Annotated in this window: 18 protein-coding genes; 14 read left to right on the forward strand and 4 right to left on the reverse strand. The window is 74.6% G+C overall.

Annotated features, from left to right (window positions below):
• Positions 1 to 181: 181 nt before the first annotated feature.
• The 9 genes from ABEA81_RS07635 (at position 182) to ABEA81_RS07675 (ending at position 5,916) form a co-directional block, all read left to right on the forward strand.
• Positions 182 to 769: an HhH-GPD-type base excision DNA repair protein gene (locus tag ABEA81_RS07635; protein ID WP_345604131.1), complete on the forward strand. Its 588-nt coding sequence runs from the start codon at positions 182 to 184 to the stop codon at positions 767 to 769.
• The gene (locus ABEA81_RS07640; protein WP_345604132.1) at positions 770 to 1,168 is read left to right on the forward strand and encodes an ArsR/SmtB family transcription factor; all 399 of its coding nucleotides are present in this window, start codon (positions 770 to 772) and stop codon (positions 1,166 to 1,168) included.
• A gap of 318 nt (positions 1,169 to 1,486) precedes the next feature.
• Positions 1,487 to 2,161: an energy-coupling factor ABC transporter permease gene (locus tag ABEA81_RS07645; protein ID WP_345604133.1), complete on the forward strand. Its 675-nt coding sequence runs from the start codon at positions 1,487 to 1,489 to the stop codon at positions 2,159 to 2,161.
• Positions 2,162 to 2,461 (forward strand): energy-coupling factor ABC transporter substrate-binding protein, encoded by a 300-nt coding sequence (locus tag ABEA81_RS07650; protein WP_345604134.1) that lies wholly within the window; start codon positions 2,162 to 2,164, stop codon positions 2,459 to 2,461. It abuts the gene before it with no gap.
• A complete protein-coding gene (gene cbiQ, locus ABEA81_RS07655) occupies positions 2,461 to 3,195 on the forward strand; it encodes a cobalt ECF transporter T component CbiQ (protein WP_345604135.1) in 735 nt (244 codons plus the stop codon). The genes ABEA81_RS07650 and cbiQ overlap by 1 nt, the downstream gene beginning before the upstream one ends.
• Positions 3,192 to 4,046, forward strand: a complete 855-nt coding sequence (locus tag ABEA81_RS07660; RefSeq protein ID WP_345604136.1) for an energy-coupling factor ABC transporter ATP-binding protein — start codon at positions 3,192 to 3,194, stop codon at positions 4,044 to 4,046. Before cbiQ ends, ABEA81_RS07660 begins: the two co-directional genes overlap by 4 nt.
• 89 nt (positions 4,047 to 4,135) lie before the next feature.
• The gene (locus ABEA81_RS07665; RefSeq protein ID WP_345604137.1) at positions 4,136 to 4,453 is read left to right on the forward strand and encodes a DUF3099 domain-containing protein; all 318 of its coding nucleotides are present in this window, start codon (positions 4,136 to 4,138) and stop codon (positions 4,451 to 4,453) included.
• A 54-nt stretch (positions 4,454 to 4,507) separates the two neighbouring features.
• Positions 4,508 to 5,203: an ArsR/SmtB family transcription factor gene (locus tag ABEA81_RS07670; RefSeq protein ID WP_345604138.1), complete on the forward strand. Its 696-nt coding sequence runs from the start codon at positions 4,508 to 4,510 to the stop codon at positions 5,201 to 5,203.
• Complete coding sequence (locus ABEA81_RS07675) at positions 5,200 to 5,916, forward strand: haloacid dehalogenase type II (protein ID WP_345604139.1); 717 nt, start codon at positions 5,200 to 5,202, stop codon at positions 5,914 to 5,916. Before ABEA81_RS07670 ends, ABEA81_RS07675 begins: the two co-directional genes overlap by 4 nt.
• Positions 5,917 to 6,394: 478 nt before the next feature.
• Here the strand turns inward: ABEA81_RS07675 and ABEA81_RS07680 are convergent, their stop codons facing one another.
• Both ABEA81_RS07680 and ABEA81_RS07685 read right to left on the reverse strand, forming a co-directional pair.
• The gene (locus ABEA81_RS07680) at positions 6,395 to 7,252 is read right to left on the reverse strand and encodes a carbohydrate kinase family protein (protein WP_345604140.1); all 858 of its coding nucleotides are present in this window, start codon (positions 7,250 to 7,252) and stop codon (positions 6,395 to 6,397) included.
• Complete coding sequence (locus ABEA81_RS07685; RefSeq protein WP_345604417.1) at positions 7,249 to 8,196, reverse strand: pseudouridine-5'-phosphate glycosidase; 948 nt, start codon at positions 8,194 to 8,196, stop codon at positions 7,249 to 7,251. Before ABEA81_RS07685 ends, ABEA81_RS07680 begins: the two co-directional genes overlap by 4 nt.
• A 10-nt stretch (positions 8,197 to 8,206) precedes the next feature.
• Here ABEA81_RS07685 and ABEA81_RS07690 point away from each other — a divergent pair, with 10 nt between their 5' ends.
• A complete protein-coding gene (locus ABEA81_RS07690) occupies positions 8,207 to 8,470 on the forward strand; it encodes a DUF3039 domain-containing protein (RefSeq protein WP_345604141.1) in 264 nt (87 codons plus the stop codon).
• A 45-nt stretch (positions 8,471 to 8,515) separates the two neighbouring features.
• Complete coding sequence (locus ABEA81_RS07695; protein ID WP_345604142.1) at positions 8,516 to 9,163, forward strand: class I SAM-dependent methyltransferase; 648 nt, start codon at positions 8,516 to 8,518, stop codon at positions 9,161 to 9,163.
• 88 nt (positions 9,164 to 9,251) lie between these two features.
• On the opposite strand, the gene ABEA81_RS07700 is transcribed toward ABEA81_RS07695, so the two are convergent.
• On the reverse strand, positions 9,252 to 10,940 hold the full coding sequence (locus tag ABEA81_RS07700; RefSeq protein WP_345604143.1) for a PHA/PHB synthase family protein: 1,689 nt from the start codon (positions 10,938 to 10,940) through the stop codon (positions 9,252 to 9,254).
• 254 nt (positions 10,941 to 11,194) lie between these two features.
• Between ABEA81_RS07700 and ABEA81_RS07705 the strand changes: the two genes are divergently transcribed.
• Positions 11,195 to 12,907 (forward strand): DEAD/DEAH box helicase, encoded by a 1,713-nt coding sequence (locus ABEA81_RS07705; RefSeq protein WP_345604144.1) that lies wholly within the window; start codon positions 11,195 to 11,197, stop codon positions 12,905 to 12,907.
• 87 nt (positions 12,908 to 12,994) lie between these two features.
• On the opposite strand, the gene ABEA81_RS07710 is transcribed toward ABEA81_RS07705, so the two are convergent.
• Positions 12,995 to 13,180 carry a DUF7455 domain-containing protein gene (locus ABEA81_RS07710; protein WP_142047742.1) on the reverse strand — a complete coding sequence of 62 codons (186 nt, stop codon included), beginning with the start codon at positions 13,178 to 13,180 and terminating at the stop codon, positions 12,995 to 12,997.
• Between the two features lie 350 nt (positions 13,181 to 13,530).
• Between ABEA81_RS07710 and ABEA81_RS07715 the strand changes: the two genes are divergently transcribed.
• Together ABEA81_RS07715 and ABEA81_RS07720 are read left to right on the forward strand one after the other, a co-directional pair.
• Positions 13,531 to 14,349 (forward strand): EamA family transporter, encoded by an 819-nt coding sequence (locus ABEA81_RS07715; RefSeq protein ID WP_345604418.1) that lies wholly within the window; start codon positions 13,531 to 13,533, stop codon positions 14,347 to 14,349.
• Positions 14,350 to 14,633: 284 nt separating this feature from the next.
• Complete coding sequence (locus tag ABEA81_RS07720; protein ID WP_345604145.1) at positions 14,634 to 15,761, forward strand: sugar ABC transporter substrate-binding protein; 1,128 nt, start codon at positions 14,634 to 14,636, stop codon at positions 15,759 to 15,761.
• Positions 15,762 to 15,824 lie beyond the last annotated feature (63 nt).

The raw sequence follows: 15,824 nt of genomic DNA on the forward strand, positions 1-15,824 counted from the left end.
CAGTCTCGCGTGCGGCATACCGACCCGTGCCGGGCGGTCACACACGAACGGTGGTGCCCGCACACCAACTGCAGTTGGTGTGTCAGCACCGAAGTCGGTGTGCGAGCGCGGATGTTGGTGTGTGCGGGTCCGGGCGGCGCTGGATGGCTCCCGGAGGCCGTGGCGGCGCTACCCTCCGGTCGTGGCCCTCTGTCTCGCCCAGGACGCCGACGCCGACGCGCTGCTCGACCGCGACCCGCTCGCACTGCTGATCGGCATGCTGCTGGACCAGCAGTTCCCCATGGAGCGGGCGTTCGCCGGCCCGGCGCTGATCGCCCAGCGGCTCGGCGTCACCGTGCTCGACGCCCGCGAGCTCGCCGCGTACGACCCCGAGGCGCTCGTCCAGGTCTTCCGCGGCCCGCCCGCCGTGCACCGCTACCCCGGCTCGATGGCCGGACGGGTGCAGGCGCTCGCCGCCGCCGTCGTCGAGCAGTACGACGGTGGCGCGTCCCGGCTCTGGAGCGGCGTCGAGGACGGGCGCGAGCTCTTCCGCCGGCTCGCCGCCCTGCCCGGGTACGGCACGCAGAAGGCGCAGATCTTCACCGCGCTGCTCGGCAAGCAGCGCGGGGTCACCCCGCCGGGCTGGCGGGAGGCGGCGGGCGGGTACGGCGAGGAGGGCGTGCACCGCTCGGTCGCCGACGTCGTCGATGCCGCGTCGCTGGCGCAGGTCCGCGAGTACAAGCAGGCCAAGAAGGCGGCGATGAAGAGCGGCGCGAAGGCTGGAGGCTGAGTGCACCGGGTCCCAGCGGCCCGCCGGGACGCGCGGGTCATCGATCCCGACCAGGTGTGCGACGCCGCGGCCGTCCTGGCCGACGCCGCGCAGGTGCAGCACTCCGCCGCCGTGCTCGACGCGCTGGGCGACGTCAACCGGCTCAGCATCCTGCTCGCGCTGCACCACGCGGGTGACCTGTGCGTCTCCGACCTGGCGTTCGCCGTCGGGATGAGCGACAGCGCCGTCTCGCACGCGCTGCGGCTGCTGCGCGCCCACGGGATGGTGAGCGCGCACCGGGAGGGCAGGCTCGTCCGCTACCGGGTCACCGGTGGCCTCACCACCCGGCTGCTGGACGTGGTGTCCGAGGGCGTCGTCGGCGAGGTCGTCCTGCACGCCCACGGTGCTGATCACCGCTAGGAGGGCGCACCTCGTCGACCGGGTGCGTGACGCGAGACGGGGCGTGTGACCCGCGCGCGATCCCGGAGGCCCGCGCTTCGGGGCCGAGGCGAGGCGTGGGGCAGCCGGTCGCGAGCGGGGGACGGTGCGCTGGGAGGTACTGATCGGATCGGTCACGATGGCGATGCCGAAGGCCACCATCCCGGCCCTCACGATCGGGCAACGGCCTCAGGGCCGCAGCCTCGGTGATCAGTGCCCGGGGCGTCCGCGCCGACCTCTGAACGATTGAAGGACTGTTCAGGCTTGAAGGTGATCGTGCCGGCGGCTTAGGTTCTGCCGGTGCACATCGCCGAGGGGTACCTGCCGCCGCTGCACGCACTGGCCTGGACGGCGGTGGCCGCCCCGTTCGTGGTGCACGGGGCGCGGGCCGTGGTCCGCCAGGTCCGGGAGGAGCCCGAGACGCGGCTCCTGCTCGGGGCGGCCGGCGCGTTCACGTTCGTGCTCTCGGCGCTGAAGCTCCCGTCCGTCACCGGCTCCAGCTCCCACCCGACGGGCACCGGCCTCGGGGCGATCCTGTTCCGACCACCCGTGATGGCGTTGCTCGGCACGATCGTGCTCACCTTCCAGGCACTGCTGCTCGCCCACGGCGGGATCACCACGCTCGGTGCCAACGCCGTCTCGATGGCGGTGGTGGGGCCGTGGGTCGCGTACGGGGTGTACGCGCTGGTCCGGCGGCTGGGCGGCGGGCTCTCGGCCGCGGTGTTCCTCGCCGCGGCGCTGGCCGACCTCTCGACCTACTGCACCACGGCCGTGCAGCTCGCGCTCGCCCACCCGGACCCCGCCTCCGGCGTGCCCGGGGCCCTCGCCGAGTTCATCGCGATCTTCGCCGTGACGCAGGTCCCCCTGGCGGTGAGCGAGGGCCTGCTGACGGTCCTGGTCGTGCGCCTGCTCACCCGCGTCAGCCCGGCCGAGCTCGCCCGGCTCGGCATCCGCCCGGCCCGCCAGGAGGCGTGAATGTCCCGGTTCAGCCTCGTCAACTGGTTGCTCGTGGTGGGAGTCGTGCTGCTCGCGGCCGTCCCGCTCGTCATCGGCAGCGACACCGAGTTCGCGGGCGCCGACGGCGTCGCCGTGGAGCGGATCGACGAGAGCGACTACCGGCCGTGGTTCGCGCCGCTGTTCGCGCCGTCGCCGGAGACGGCGTCCGGCCTGTTCGCGATGCAGGCGGCGATCGGCGGCGGCGTGCTGGGCTACGTGTTCGGGGTGGCCCGCACCCGCCGCCGCAACGCCCCGCCGCCCGCCGACCCGCCGGCCTGATGCCCGCGCTCGATGCCGTGGCCTGCACCGGGCCGTGGCGCCACCGGCACCCGGGGGAGAAGGCCGCGCTCGCGTTCGGCCTGCTCTGCTGCGCCGTCGCGCTGCCGCCGTGGCCCGGCGCCCTGGTCGTCGGGGCCGTGGCGGCGGCGCTGCTGCTCGGGCCGGCGGGGCTCGGGGTGCTCCGCCTGCTGCGGGCAGCGCGCGGCCCGCTCACGTTCGTCGTGGTCGGTGCGCTGCCGCTGCTGTTCTCGGTGGGCGGCCCGGCGCTCGTCCGGGTCGATCCCGCAGGGGTGGGCGCGGCGCTCGCGCTGACCGGGCGCGCCACGGCGGCCGTGCTGTGCCTGCTGCTGTTCGCGGCCACCACGCCGCTCGCCGACACCCTGCCCCGGCTGGCCCGGCTCGGGGTGCCGCCGGCCGTGGTCGACGTCGCGGGGCTCGTCTACCGCATGCTGTTCCTGCTGCTCGACCGCATCGCCGCGGTGCGGGCGGCGCAGGCGGGCCGGCTCGGGTTCCGGGACTTGCGCACGGCGTTCCGATCGGTGGCGGGCCAGGCCGGTGCGGTGTTCGTGAGCGCGTTCGACCGGGCGCGGCGCATGGAACAGGGCCTCGCTCTGCGCGGTGAGCCGGGAGCGTTGCGGGTGCAGCTGCCCGCGCAGCGGCTCTCCCGCCGGTTCCTGGCGGCAACCGCGGTGTTGCTCGCGGCCGTCGTCACCCTGTCGCTGGCGTTCGCGTGACGCCCCCGGTGCTCGAGGCCCGCGGCCTGCACTTCGCGTACGAGCCCGGCCGGCCCGTCCTCACCGGCGCCGACCTCGCGCTGCACGGCGGGCGCCGCACCGCCGTCCTCGGCCCGAACGGCGGCGGCAAGACCACGCTCTTCCGGCTGCTCGCCGGGGCGCTCGCCCCGGACGCGGGGCAGGTGCTGCTCGACGGGGTCCCGGTGCGCCGCACCCGCGCAGGCCGGACCGCGCTGCGCACCCAGGTGCAGCTCGTGCTGCAGGACCCGGACGACCAGCTCTTCGCCGCCACCGTGGCCCAGGACGTCTCGTTCGGGCCGGTCAACCTCGGGCTGGACGAGGCCACGGTGCGCGCCCGGGTGGACGCCGCCCTCGCCGCGCTCGACCTCACCGCGGTCGCGGACCGGCCCCCGCACCTGCTCTCGTTCGGCCAGAAGAAGCGCGTGGCGATCGCGGGCGCCGTGGCGATGGCACCCCGGCTGCTGGTGCTCGACGAGCCGACGGCGGGCCTCGACCCCGCCGGGGTCGAAGCGCTGTTGGTCACCCTCGCCGAGCTGGAGGCCGGTGGCACGACCCCGGTGCTGTCCACCCACGACGTCGACCTCGCCCACCGGTGGGCCGCCGATGTCGCGGTGGTCGTCGACGGGCGGGTGCGGACCGGGCCCGCCGATGCCGTGCTCGGCGACCCGGACCTGCTGCGGACCGCCCGGCTCGGCCCGGCGTGGGCGCCCGCCGTGCACCGGCTGCTGCGCGCCGCGGGATCGGACGCCCGGCCCCGCAGCGCGGCCGAGCTGCACGCCCTGCTGGAGGGGCGCACGAACCCCGGCGAGCCGCGCGTGCCGGCCCGGTGAAACGGGCACCCGGGTGGGGCAGACGCGGCCGCACCCGAGTGGCACGATGGGTGCAGGCGCGACAGGCGCCAGAGGGAGTACATGCAGCCGTGGCAGCAGATCCGCAGCGCGCAACCGACCCGGTTCTCATCACCGATGCGGCCCGCTCCTACGAGGAGGAACTCGCCGTCCGGAAGCGGCGCTACAAGATCATGATGGGGATGCGGATCCCCTTCATGATCGCCGCCGCCGCCTTCTACCAGATCCCGTGGCTCGCGGTCGCCCTGCTGGTGCTGTCGATCCCGCTGCCGTGGGTGGCCGTGCTCATCGCCAACGACCGGCTGCCCAACAAGGCGGAGAAGACCAACCGCTACCAGCCCGACCGCCGCCAGATCGAGCAGCGCGAGCACCCGGTCATCGACGGCTAGAGGCGCCGGCACACTTCAACCGCCGTTGAAGCATCCGCCGGTTACGTTCGGTCCGTGACCGGAGAGGCCGACCTCGCGCGGATCGGGGCGTTGCTCGCCGACCGCACGCGCGTCGCGATGCTGCTGGCGCTGCTCGGCGGCCGGCCCATGTCGGCGTCCGCGCTGGCCGACGTCGCGGGGGTGTCCGCATCGCTGGCGAGCGCGCACCTGCGCAAGCTCGTCGAGGGCGGGCTGCTCGTCGTCGAGTCCGCCGGCCGGCAGCGGCACTTCCGGCTGGCCACCGCGGTGGCGGACGCCCTCGAAGGCCTGCTGCTGCTCGCGCCGCCGGACCGGGTCACGTCGCTGCGCGCGTCCGTCCGCGGGCAGAACCTGCGGCGGGCCAGGATGTGCTACGACCACCTTGCGGGCACGGTCGGTGTCGTCCTCACCGAAGCGCTCGCGCGGCGCGGGGTGCTCGTCGAACGGGAACGCGGCTACGCCGTCACCGCCGAGGGCCCGCTGGTGCTCGCGGAGATCGGCGTCCGGCTCGACGGGCTCGACCGCCTGCGCCGGCCGCTGGCCCGCCGGTGCATGGACTGGAGCGAGCGGCGCCACCACCTGGCGGGGAGCCTCGGCGCCGCCCTCACGAGCCGGCTGATCGAGCTGGACTGGGTGCGCCTGTCCGAGGCGAGCCGGGTGGTGCGGTTGACGACGGCCGGGCAGCGGGGCCTCGACGAGTGGTTGCAGGTCGATCTGGGAGTCGGGTCATGAGAGCGGACGAGGTCGACGTGCTGGCCTTCGACGTCTTCGGTACGAGCGTCGACTGGTGGACCGGGATCACCTGCCAGGTCACCGGGATCGCCGCCGCGCGCGGGATCGACGTCGACGCCGCGGCGCTCGCGGGCGCGTGGCGCGACCGGTACCTCCCGTCGATGGCGCGCGTGCGGACCGGCGAGCGGCCGTGGACGCCGCTCGACACGCTCCACCGGGAGTCCCTCGACGACGTCCTGGACGAGCTCGGCCTCGCCGACCGCTTCGCCGAGGCGGTCCGTGAGCAGCTGGTGCGCTGCTGGTACCGGCTGCCCGCCTGGGACGACGTGGCGGGCGGCCTGGACCGGCTGCGCGGGCGCTACCTCGTGGTGGCCCTGTCGAACGGCGGGTTCGCGCTGCTCACGCACCTCGCCAAGCACGCGGGCCTGCGGTTCGACGCGGTTCTCTCGGCCGAGCTCGCCCGCACGTACAAGCCCGACCCGGCCGTGTACCGCACTGCGGCCGGCCTGCTCGGCGTGGAGCCGGCGCGCATGCTCCTCGTCGCCTGCCACGGGTGGGACATCACCGGGGCGGCGAACGCGGGGCTGCGCACCGCGTTCCTCGAGCGCCCGGGCGAGAAGGGCCCGGACCACACGGCGGACCGGGCGGTCGACACCAGCGCCGACCTGGTGGTCCGCGGCGTCGGCGAGCTGGCGGCTGCACTGGGCTGCTAGTGCGCTAGTGCCCCCGCCGGAAGTCCGCCGAACAATTCGGCGGCCCAGCCCCACGCTGCGCGCACCGGCCGACGTCCCGAGTACGCCCGGTACGAGGGCCGTCGCCCGGCACACGCAGCGAGAACCTGGATCCACCGACTTACCCAACGGACTTCCGGCGGGGGACATTAGTGTCCCGAGTCGAAAGTCCACCACGTATCTCGACGGCCCAGCTCCACGCTGAGCGCACCGGCGAACCGGCCGAGTACGCCCGGTACGAGGCCGGCTCGCCGGCGCACTCAGCGAGAACCTGGATCCGCCGATATACGCACCGAACTTCCGACTCGGGACACTAGATGAGCGCGGCGCCGCCGTGAGGCGGTCCGGCCGGGCGGGTCGGCGCCGAGCCAGCGCGGTGCTCAAGGGCAGAAGGTCGGCCATTTCCCCGTGATCGGCGATCCGGTGCGGGTGCTGCTAACCCACCGCGAACCGCTGGGGCTCAGCCGGGCCGCGCGCCCAGCCGCCCCACCGCCGCCGCGCGCGCGGCGCAGCCCGCCTCCAGGGCGGCCGCGGGGCCCGCGCCGGTGAGCCACGCGACGAGCACACCCGCGTCGAAGGCGTCGCCCGCGCCCGTCGGGTCCACCACCTCGATGGGCGGCGGCTGCGCGGTCCTCGTCCCGTCCCGGTCGGTCCAGCGGGCCGGGGCCGGGCCGTCCGTCGCCGCGACCGCCCCCACCACACCGCGCAGCGCCTCGGCGCCCCCGAGGGCGGCCAGCTCGGCGGCGTTCGGCAGGAGCAGGTCGACGCCCCGGACGTCGTCGGTGAACCCGGCGCCGAGGGCGGGCGCGACCTGCGGGTCCACCGACGTGCTCAGCCCGGCCGCGCGGGCCCGGGCGAGTGCCGCCCGCCCCGCGGCCCGCGACGCCGGGCCGAGCAGGACGTAGCCCGAGAGGTGCAGGTGATCGGCCGCTTCGACGGACGGCAGGTCGGCGGGCGCCAGCCGGGCGGCGGCCCCGCGGTCGGAGAGCATCGTGCGGTCGCCGTCGGCGAGGAGCACGACCACCGTGCACGTGGGGAGCTCGGGATCCACCGCGAGCGCGGGGCGCACCCCGGCCGCCCGCAGGTCGTCGGTGGCCGCGCGCCCCGCCGGGTCGTCGCCGACCCGCGCGACGAGCGTGACGTCCGCGCCGAGGTGCGCGAGCCACGCGGCGGTGTTCGCGCCGGCCCCTCCGGCGCGCGTGCGGATCCGGGCGGGCACGTCCGCGCCGGCGACGGCGGGCGAGCACGGCTCGACCAGGACGTCCACCGCGACGTCGCCCACCACCACGACCCGGGGCCCGAACCGCGGCGGTGTCATGTGCCGAGCGCGCCCGCCACCCGCGCGGCCAGCTCGGCGTTGGCCAGCACGAGGGCGAGGTTGGTCCGCAGGCTCGCGCCGTCGCTCTCGGCGTGGAAGTGCTCCAGCAGCACCGGCGTGACGTCCTTGCCGGTGACCCCGCGCGACGCGACGAGCGCCAGCCCCTCGTCCAGCAGCCGGTCGTGCAGCACGCCGTCGAGCTCGGCGTCCGGCGGCACGGGCTGCGCGAGCACGGCGCCCGACGTCCCACCCAGCGCCCGGTGCGCCAGCCACACCGCGGCGGCCTCGGCGGGCGTGTCCACCCGCCACGGCACCGGGTGGCCGGAGTCGCGGCGGTAGAACCCGGGGAAGGCGTCGGTGCGGTAGCCGAGGACGGGCACCGACTCGGTTTCGAGGACCTCGAGGGTGGCCGGCACGTCGAGGATCGACTTCACACCCGAGCACACGACGAGCACCGGTGTGCCGGCGAGCGCGGCCAGGTCGGCGGACACGTCCCAGGTCTCCCGGGCACCGCGGTGCACACCGCCCAGCCCGCCGGTCGCGAACACCCGCACGCCCGCGGCGTGGGCGAGCGCGGCGGTCGCCGCCACCGTCGTGGCGCCGTCCCGGCGCAGGCCGACCGCGGCGCCGAGGTCGCGGGCCGACAGCTTCGCGAGCCCACCCGCGCACACGCGGTCCAGCTCGGCCGCGGTGAGCCCGACGCGGGCGACCCCGTCGAGGACGGCGACGGTGGCGGGCACGGCGCCGTGGGCGCGGACGGCGGTCTCGAGGTCCTCGGCGGCGGCCCGGTTCTGTGGAGCCGGCAGGCCGTGGGCGAGCAGCGTGCTCTCCAACGCCACCACCGGACGGCCGGCGGCGACGGCGTCGGCGACTTCGGGTGAGGTCAGCAACTGCGCACGCGGGAACGGATCAGGTGGGGAGACGGGAACGGGCACGTGCGGCATCATGGACGACATGGCCACGCAGGTTCTGCCCGACGTCGACACCCGGCCCGAGGGCACCGACACCTCCGGCGACGACGCGCCGAAGATGTTCCACTACGTGAAGAAGGCCAAGATCACCGAGAGTGCGGTGCTCGGCAACATGGTGGTGGCGCTGTGCGGCGAGACGTTCCCGGTCACCCGCTCCCCGAAGCCGGGCTCGCCGGTGTGCCCGGAGTGCAAGAAGATCTTCGACACGTTCCGCAAGGGCGACGGCAATGACGGTGGCGGGGACTGAGCGGCCGCGCTGTTGACTGACCACTCTGCCGGGGTACCCGCCAGCATGCCGTCCCCGGCCCAGGTCCCCCTGCGCAGCGCGCTCCGCGCCTGGGTGTACGACCGGGTCATCGCCGGCATGACGGCCACGTGGTACCGGCACGTGCTCGCGCGGTTGCCCACCGGTGCCCGCATCCTCGACGTCGGGATCGGCACGGGAGCGGCGCTGGCGCGGTGCGCCGACGTGGTGCGCGCCAAGGGGCTCGGCGTGGTCGGCCTCGACATCGACCGGGACTACCTGGCGTGCTGCCAGGCGGCGCTGGGCCGCGCCGGCCTCACCGGCCACGTCACGCCTGTGCTGGGCTCGGTCTACGACCACCGTGGCGGCCCGTACGACGCCGTGTACTTCAGCGCCAGCCTGATGCTGCTCCCCGACCCGGCAGCCGCCATCGCGCACGTCGCGTCGCTGCTCTCCCCGGACGGGCGGCTCTACAGCACGCAGACGTTCCACCACCACCGGTCCCCGCTGCTGGAGTGGGCGAAGCCGCTGGCCCAGCACGTCACCACGATCCACTTCGGGCGGGTCACCTACGAGCACGAGTTCCGCAAGGCGTTCGCCGACGCCGGGGTGGAGCTCGAGGAGCTCAGCACGATGCGCAGCACCCGGTACTCGTCCTACCGGCTCGCCGTCGCCCGCGTCCCCGACGCCGCTTAGACACTGTGGACGTACTTTGCGTAGCGGTGCCGGTGACGTGCTCCCTCGAAGCGGCTCCGCCGCTTTCCCGACACCGCCTGGCGTCTCGCTAACGTCCCAGCACGTACGCGCCGGGGGCCGGGGCCAGCGCGTGCATGCCGCGCCCGCCGAGCTCCGGCGGGGCGTCCCGCACCGGGCCGCTGCGCGCGACGAGCCACGAGAGGTGGTCGGTCCACCACGAGCCGGGCCGGTCCTCGGCGTCGGCGAGCCAGCGCCCCGGCTCGCCGGGTACGGCGGTGCCCGCCCGGAACCCGGCGCCGATGCCGCCCGGCGGGCTCACCAGCGAGGCGGCGTGCCCCCCTGTCGCGAGCACGAACCGGCAGGTGCCGCCGAGCAGGTCCGCCGCCGCGTACGCATCGCGCCAGGTGGTGACCGGGTCGGCCGCACCGGTCACCAGGTAGCAGTCGCGGTCGACCTTGGCCAGGTCCAGCGGGGTGTCGAGTAGGCTGGCCGCGCCCGGCACCGCGAGCGGGGCCCGCAGGGCGACGTCGACGAGGTCGCGGTGCAGGCCGGCCGGCGCGCGCGCCGTGTCGGTGAGCCAGAACAGCACCTCCGACGCGGGCGGTTCGGCGCCGCAGAGGTAGGAGTGCACGGCCTGCGGCCAGAGCAGGGTGTCCGGCGCCCGCCAGGCCAGCTCGGCGAGCAGTGGGCGGCCGTCGAGGTGGCCCGCGCGCTCGGACTCCGCCACGGCGGCCCGCGCGGCTACCGGGTCCGGCGGCACGGACCGGGCATCGAGCACGGTGCCGGCGAGCGTCACGGCGGCGACCCGGTCCTGGGTGCCGGTGGCGGCGAGGTGGGCGAGCAGCATCGCGGTGATCGTGCCGCCCGCGCCGAACGCCATCAGGGACGAGCGGTGGGTCCGGGTCACGTGCTCGGCGGCGTCCATCCCGTCGAGCACGGCCCGGCCGTACGTGTCGAGGTCCCAGTGTGCGTGGGCCCGGTCGGCGGGGTCGGGGTTGCGCCAGGACAGGGCGAACACCTGCACGCCCGCCCGGACGAGGTGCTCGACGATGCTGCGGCCGGGCGCGAGGTCGGCCAGGTAGTAGCGGTTCAGCACGGGCGGCACGACGAGCAGCGGCACCTCGTGCACCAGCTCGGTGCGGGGCAGGTACTGGATGAGCTCGAAGACGGGCGTGCGCAGCACCACCGCCCCCGGCGTCGCGCCGACATCGGTGCCCACCTCGAACGTGCCGGCCGCCGCGGGGACGGGCGTGCGTGGCGGCGCGGCCATGTCGCCGACGAGCCTGCGCACACCGCGCACGGCGCTCGCCCCGCCGGTGCCGATGGCCGCTCGCCACACCGCGGGGTTCAGCGGGGTCGTGGTCGGGGAGAGCACGCCCGAGAGCGCGGCGACGGCGGCGCGCATCCGCGCCTCGTCGGGGGCGGCGAGCCCGGCATCGGACACGAGCGCGTCGGCGGCGGCGCTCGCAGCGAGGTGTGCCTGGGCGAGGCGGCGCAGGAGCGGGTTGCGCATCCACGCCGGGTCGGCGTAGCGGTCGTCGTCCGGGCCCGGCAGCAGTCGGGAGCGGCCGGCGCCGATCCGGGCCAGCTCGGCGGCGAGGCCCACGCCGCGGCGGGCAACGGCTCCCGGCCGTGCCGCGAGGCCTGCGGCCATCCGCAGCGCCGAGCCCCCGGACAGCAGCCCCAGCGGGCCGGTCTGCCCGTCGGCGATCAACGCGTCCAACCCGGTGGTGGCGGCTGCCGCGGCATCCGCTGCTGGCGGGTGCGGGTCGATCATCGCGGGCTCCTCGGTGCCGGCAGGGGGCTGCCGGAGCATCGCCCCCGCCGGGCACCGGGGGCAAGTCGTCGCCACCCGGTCAGGGGGCGCCGGCGTCCGTCCCCCAGCATGCACCATCGGCGGGTCCCACCCGTCCCGCGGGCGCGGCCCGTTAACCTGATCGACGCCCCCCAGCCGCCCCGCGACATCAACGGTGCCGTCGCGGTCGCCCGTGCCGGGCCGGATCCCTCGCAGTCGAGACGTCAGGGAGATGTGTGTCCGCGCCGACCCCTCAGGCCCAGCAGATCGCTCCCTCCGCACGACCGTTGCGCGCCTGGCAGCGCAGCGCACTCGCCCGCTACCTCGCCGCCGCGCCCAAGGACTTCCTCGCCGTCGCGACGCCCGGCGCGGGCAAGACCGCGTTCGCGCTGCGCGTGGCCTCCGAGCTGATCGCCGACCGGGTGATCGACGCGATCACGGTGGTGACGCCCACCGAGCACCTCAAGCACCAGTGGGCGGTGGCTGCGGCGAACGTCGGCATCGCGCTGGACCCGGACTTCCGCAACTCCACCGGCGCCACGTCGTCGGACTACCGGGGTATCGCCGTGACCTACGCGGGCGTGGCGTCGCACCCGCTCCTGCACCGGGCGCGCACGGAGAACCGGCGCACCCTGGTGGTCCTCGACGAGGTGCACCACGCCGGCGACGCCCGCTCGTGGGGTGACGGCGTGCGGGAGGCCTTCGACGGCGCCACCCGGCGGCTCACGCTCACCGGCACCCCGTTCCGCAGCGACGACAACCCGATCCCGTTCGTCGACTACCTCCCGGACTCCGACGGCAGCCTGCGCAGCCGCGCCGACCACTCCTACGGCTACGCCGAGGCCCTCGCGGACGGCGTCGTGCGGCCCGTCGTGTTCCTCGCCTACTCCGGGACGTCCAGCTGGCGCACGAGCGCGGGCGAGGAGATGACGGCCCGGCTCGGCGAGCCGATGACGGCGGAGCAGACCGCCCGCGCCTGGCGCACCGCGCTCGACCCGGCGGGCGAGTGGATCCCGGCGGTGCTGTCGGCGGCCGACCGGCGGCTCACCGCCCACCGCAACGGCGGTATGCCGGACGCGGGCGGCCTCGTGATCGCGTCGGACCAGACCACCGCGCGCGCCTACGCCGAGATCCTCACCCGCGTGACCGGCACCGCCCCGGTCGTCGTGCTGTCCGACGAGCCGGGTGCCTCGGCGCGGATCGCGAAGTTCTCCGAGTCGGAGGACCGCTGGATGGTGGCGGTCCGGATGGTGTCCGAGGGCGTCGACGTGCCGCGGCTCGCGGTCGGCGTGTACGCGACGAGCGCGTCCACCCCGCTGTTCTTCGCCCAGGCCATCGGGCGGTTCGTGCGGTCGAGGAGGCCCGGGGAGACGGCGTCGGTCTTCGTGCCGAGCGTGCCGGTGCTGCTGGGGCTCGCGAGCGAGCTGGAGGCCCAGCGCGACCACGTGCTCGGCAAGCCGCACCGGGCCGACGAGCAGTGGGACGACGAGCTGCTCGCCCGCGCCCAGCGCCAGGAGGACGAGCCGGGGGAGGACGAGAAGTCGTTCACCGCACTCGGCGCGGAGGCCGAGCTGGACCAGCTGATCTACGAGGGCACCTCGTTCTCCGCCGACGAGGAGGACTACCTCGGCCTCCCGGGCCTGCTCGAGCCCGAGCAGGTGCGCACCCTGCTCAACCAGCGGCAGAAGGAGTGGATGACCCGCTCCCAGAAGAAGGCGCCCGCGGTGGCGCCGCCGCCCGCCGAGCGGCCCCAGCTGACGGTCCGGGAGCAGCTGAACAAGCTGCGCAAGGAGCTCAACACCCTGGTGGCCCTCTACCACCACCGCACCGGCAAGCCGCACGGCGTGATCCACAGCGAGCTGCGCAAGACCTGCGGCGGGCCGCCCACGGCCATGGCCAACATCGAGCAGCTCGAGGAACGCATCGCCACCTTGCGCTCCTGGCGCTGACCAGGTGCACGGACGACGACGGGGCGGGGACCTGTGTGGTCCCCGCCCCGTCGTGGCGTCGGATCGGGCCGGCCGGAGCCGGCCTGGTCAACTGCCTGACTGCACGTCGATCTCCAGCTCGCGGAGCTTGTCGGCGTGGGCCCGTGCGTGGTGACCGCAGAACAGCAGTTCGCCGCCCTTCGGCAACACGGCCCGGACCTTCGCAGCCGCCCCACAACGGTCACAGCGGTCTGCGGCGGTCAACTCGGGCCGGGTCAGGGTTCCTGGCTGCATAGCGGTCTCCCTCCGTCTCGACCCCGGGCTGCAGACCCGAGATCGCTTGCTGTGACGACCGCTCGCGCGGTGCGCCCACTCTCCCAGACGTTCAGCACCCCTGCACGTGTTCCCGTGGCGCGTCGCGACGGACGTCACGCTCGACCGGATGGCCGAGCGTCATCGCGGTGACGCTGCGGTGACTCCTGCAGATCCAGTTGACTACGTGTGAATGATGCGTTCCCGCACGGGATGCCGCAACACGACCCGTGTAAACACTTCTGACAAGCCGACTACGCTGAGCACACGTGCGGAGTGGTGTGGCAACCCGGGTTCCGGCGCCCGTCCTGTTCGTCGTGGGCGCGGTCTCGATGTACGTCGGCGCGGCGCTGGCCGTCGCGCTGTTCGACCGGTTGCCGCCCAGCGCCGTTGCCGTGCTCCGCCTGCTCGGGGCCGCGCTGGTGCTGCTGGCGTGGCGGCGGCCTGCGCGATCGGCGTGGCGCGGCGCCCGGTTCTGGCGGGCCTCCGCGTTCGGGCTGGCCACCGCACTGATGAACATCGCGTTCTACGAGGCGATCGCCCGGCTGCCGCTCGGCACGGCGGTGGCGATCGAGTTCTGCGGCCCGGTGGCGGTCGCGGCGGCGGCGTCGCGCCGCCCGCGGGACGTCGCCGCGGTGCTCTTCGCCGCCGTCGGCGTGCTCCTCATCGCAGATGTGCGCTGGTCAGGGAGCCCCTCGGGGGTGCTGTGGGCGCTCGGGGCGGCCACGATGTGGGCCGCGTACATCGTGCTCGGCAAGCGCGTGGCGTCCGGCGGCAACGGCCTGGACGACATGACGGTCGGGTTCGTCGTGGCGGCCGTCGTGCTCTCGCCGCTGCTCTTCGCCGCGGGCACGGGGGCGGTCGCCGCGCTGGCCGACCCGCTCGTGCTCGTGCTCGCGGTGGGCGTCGGCGTGCTGTCGAGCGTGGTGCCGTACGTGCTGGACCAGGTTGTTCTGCGCCGCCTCGGGCAGGCGCGGTTCGCCGTTCTGCTCGCCCTGCTGCCTGCCACGGCCACGGTCGTCGGCCTGATCGGGCTGGCGCAGGTCCCGACGGCGCTGGAGTTCGTCGGCATCGCCGCCGTCGTGGCCGCCGTGGCACTGCGGTCGCGCGACGGGGACACCCCGGAGACGGTGGGCCGAACGGGAGCCTGACCACGCTCCGTAGCGGCGGACGCTCTCACGATCCGTCATGGGATTCCGCCTGATGGAGTGACGCCGGGACGGTCGGGTGAATCGAGGTCGCCGGCGCCGCCGCACGCGGCCCCGAGGGGCCCGGACGCCGCCCCGAAGTGCGTCCTCGACAACAAATGCCGCTCCGTGAGACCGAAATGTGACCGTCCGCGCCGGACTGTAACGATCCAGTGTGCTTGGCGCCACCGCTGTCGGGGACATACGTTGTCGGTCACAACATTCCCCGCAGCTGTGGAAGGACGACCATGCGCACCAGGAGAACCGCGCTCGCGGCCGCAGGGCTGGGAACTGCCCTCGTACTCGCCGCCTGCGGCCAGAACGCTGCCGCGCCCTCGGGGCCGGCCGAGAGCAACGCGCCGACCGGCGGGGTCAAGGTCGGGGTGATCCTCCCCGAGACCAAGAGCTCCGCCCGCTGGGAGGGCTTCGACAAGCCGCTCCTGGAGAAGGCGATGCAGGCCGAGGGTCTCGACGCCGACATCCAGAACGCCCTCGGCGACGAGCAGAAGTTCTCCACGCTGGCCGACAGCATGCTCGCCAGCGGGGTCAAGGTGCTCGTGATCGCGTCGATCAGCAGCGAGTCCGGCTCGGCCGTGGCGGCGAAGGCCAAGGCCCAGGGTGTCCCGACGATCGACTACGACCGCCTCAACCTCGGCGGCTCCAGCGACTACTACGTCTCGTTCGACAACGAGAAGGTCGGCCAGCTGCAGGGCGAGGGACTCGTGAAGGGCATCGAGGCGGGGGGCAAGCAGAACCCCCAGATCATCGAGATCGAGGGCGCGCCCACGGACAACAACGCCACGCTGTTCTACAACGGCCAGCAGCGCGTGCTCGGGCCGAAGTACCAGTCCGGTGAGTACAAGCTCGTGCAGAGCCAGAAGATCGCAGACTGGGACGCCCAGGTCGGCAGCACCACGTTCGAGCAGATCCTCACGGGCAACGGCGGCAAGGTGGACGGCGTCGTCGCGGCCAACGACGAGCTCGCGGGCGGGATCATCACCGTCCTCACGAAGTACGGGCTGAACGGCAAGGTCCCGGTCACCGGCCAGGACGCCACCCCGGCCGGCCTGCAGGCCATCCTGCGCGGCGACCAGTACATGACGGTCTACAAGCCGATCAAGCAGGAGGCGGACGCCGCCGCGACGCTCACCGCCGCGCTGGCGAAGGGCGACACGGCCGCCGCCAGTGCGCTCGCCACCGGCTCGGTGGATGACACCAAGGGCAACCGCAAGGTCAAGTCGGTGCTGCTCGAGCCGCAGCTGATCACCAAGGACAACGTCAAGAAGGTGATCGACGACGGCCAGGTCAAGGGCTCCGAGGTCTGCGTCGCCGAGACCCAGGCCGCCTGCCAGCAGCTGGGGATCAGCGCCAGCTGAACTCTCGACCCCTCGTGAGCGGACGCGCGCGCTCGAGTGCGCGCATCCGCTCACGAGGACCGG

Source organism: Pseudonocardia adelaidensis (genome assembly GCF_039543345.1).
Taxonomy (GTDB): Bacteria; Actinomycetota; Actinomycetes; order Mycobacteriales; family Pseudonocardiaceae; genus Pseudonocardia; species Pseudonocardia adelaidensis.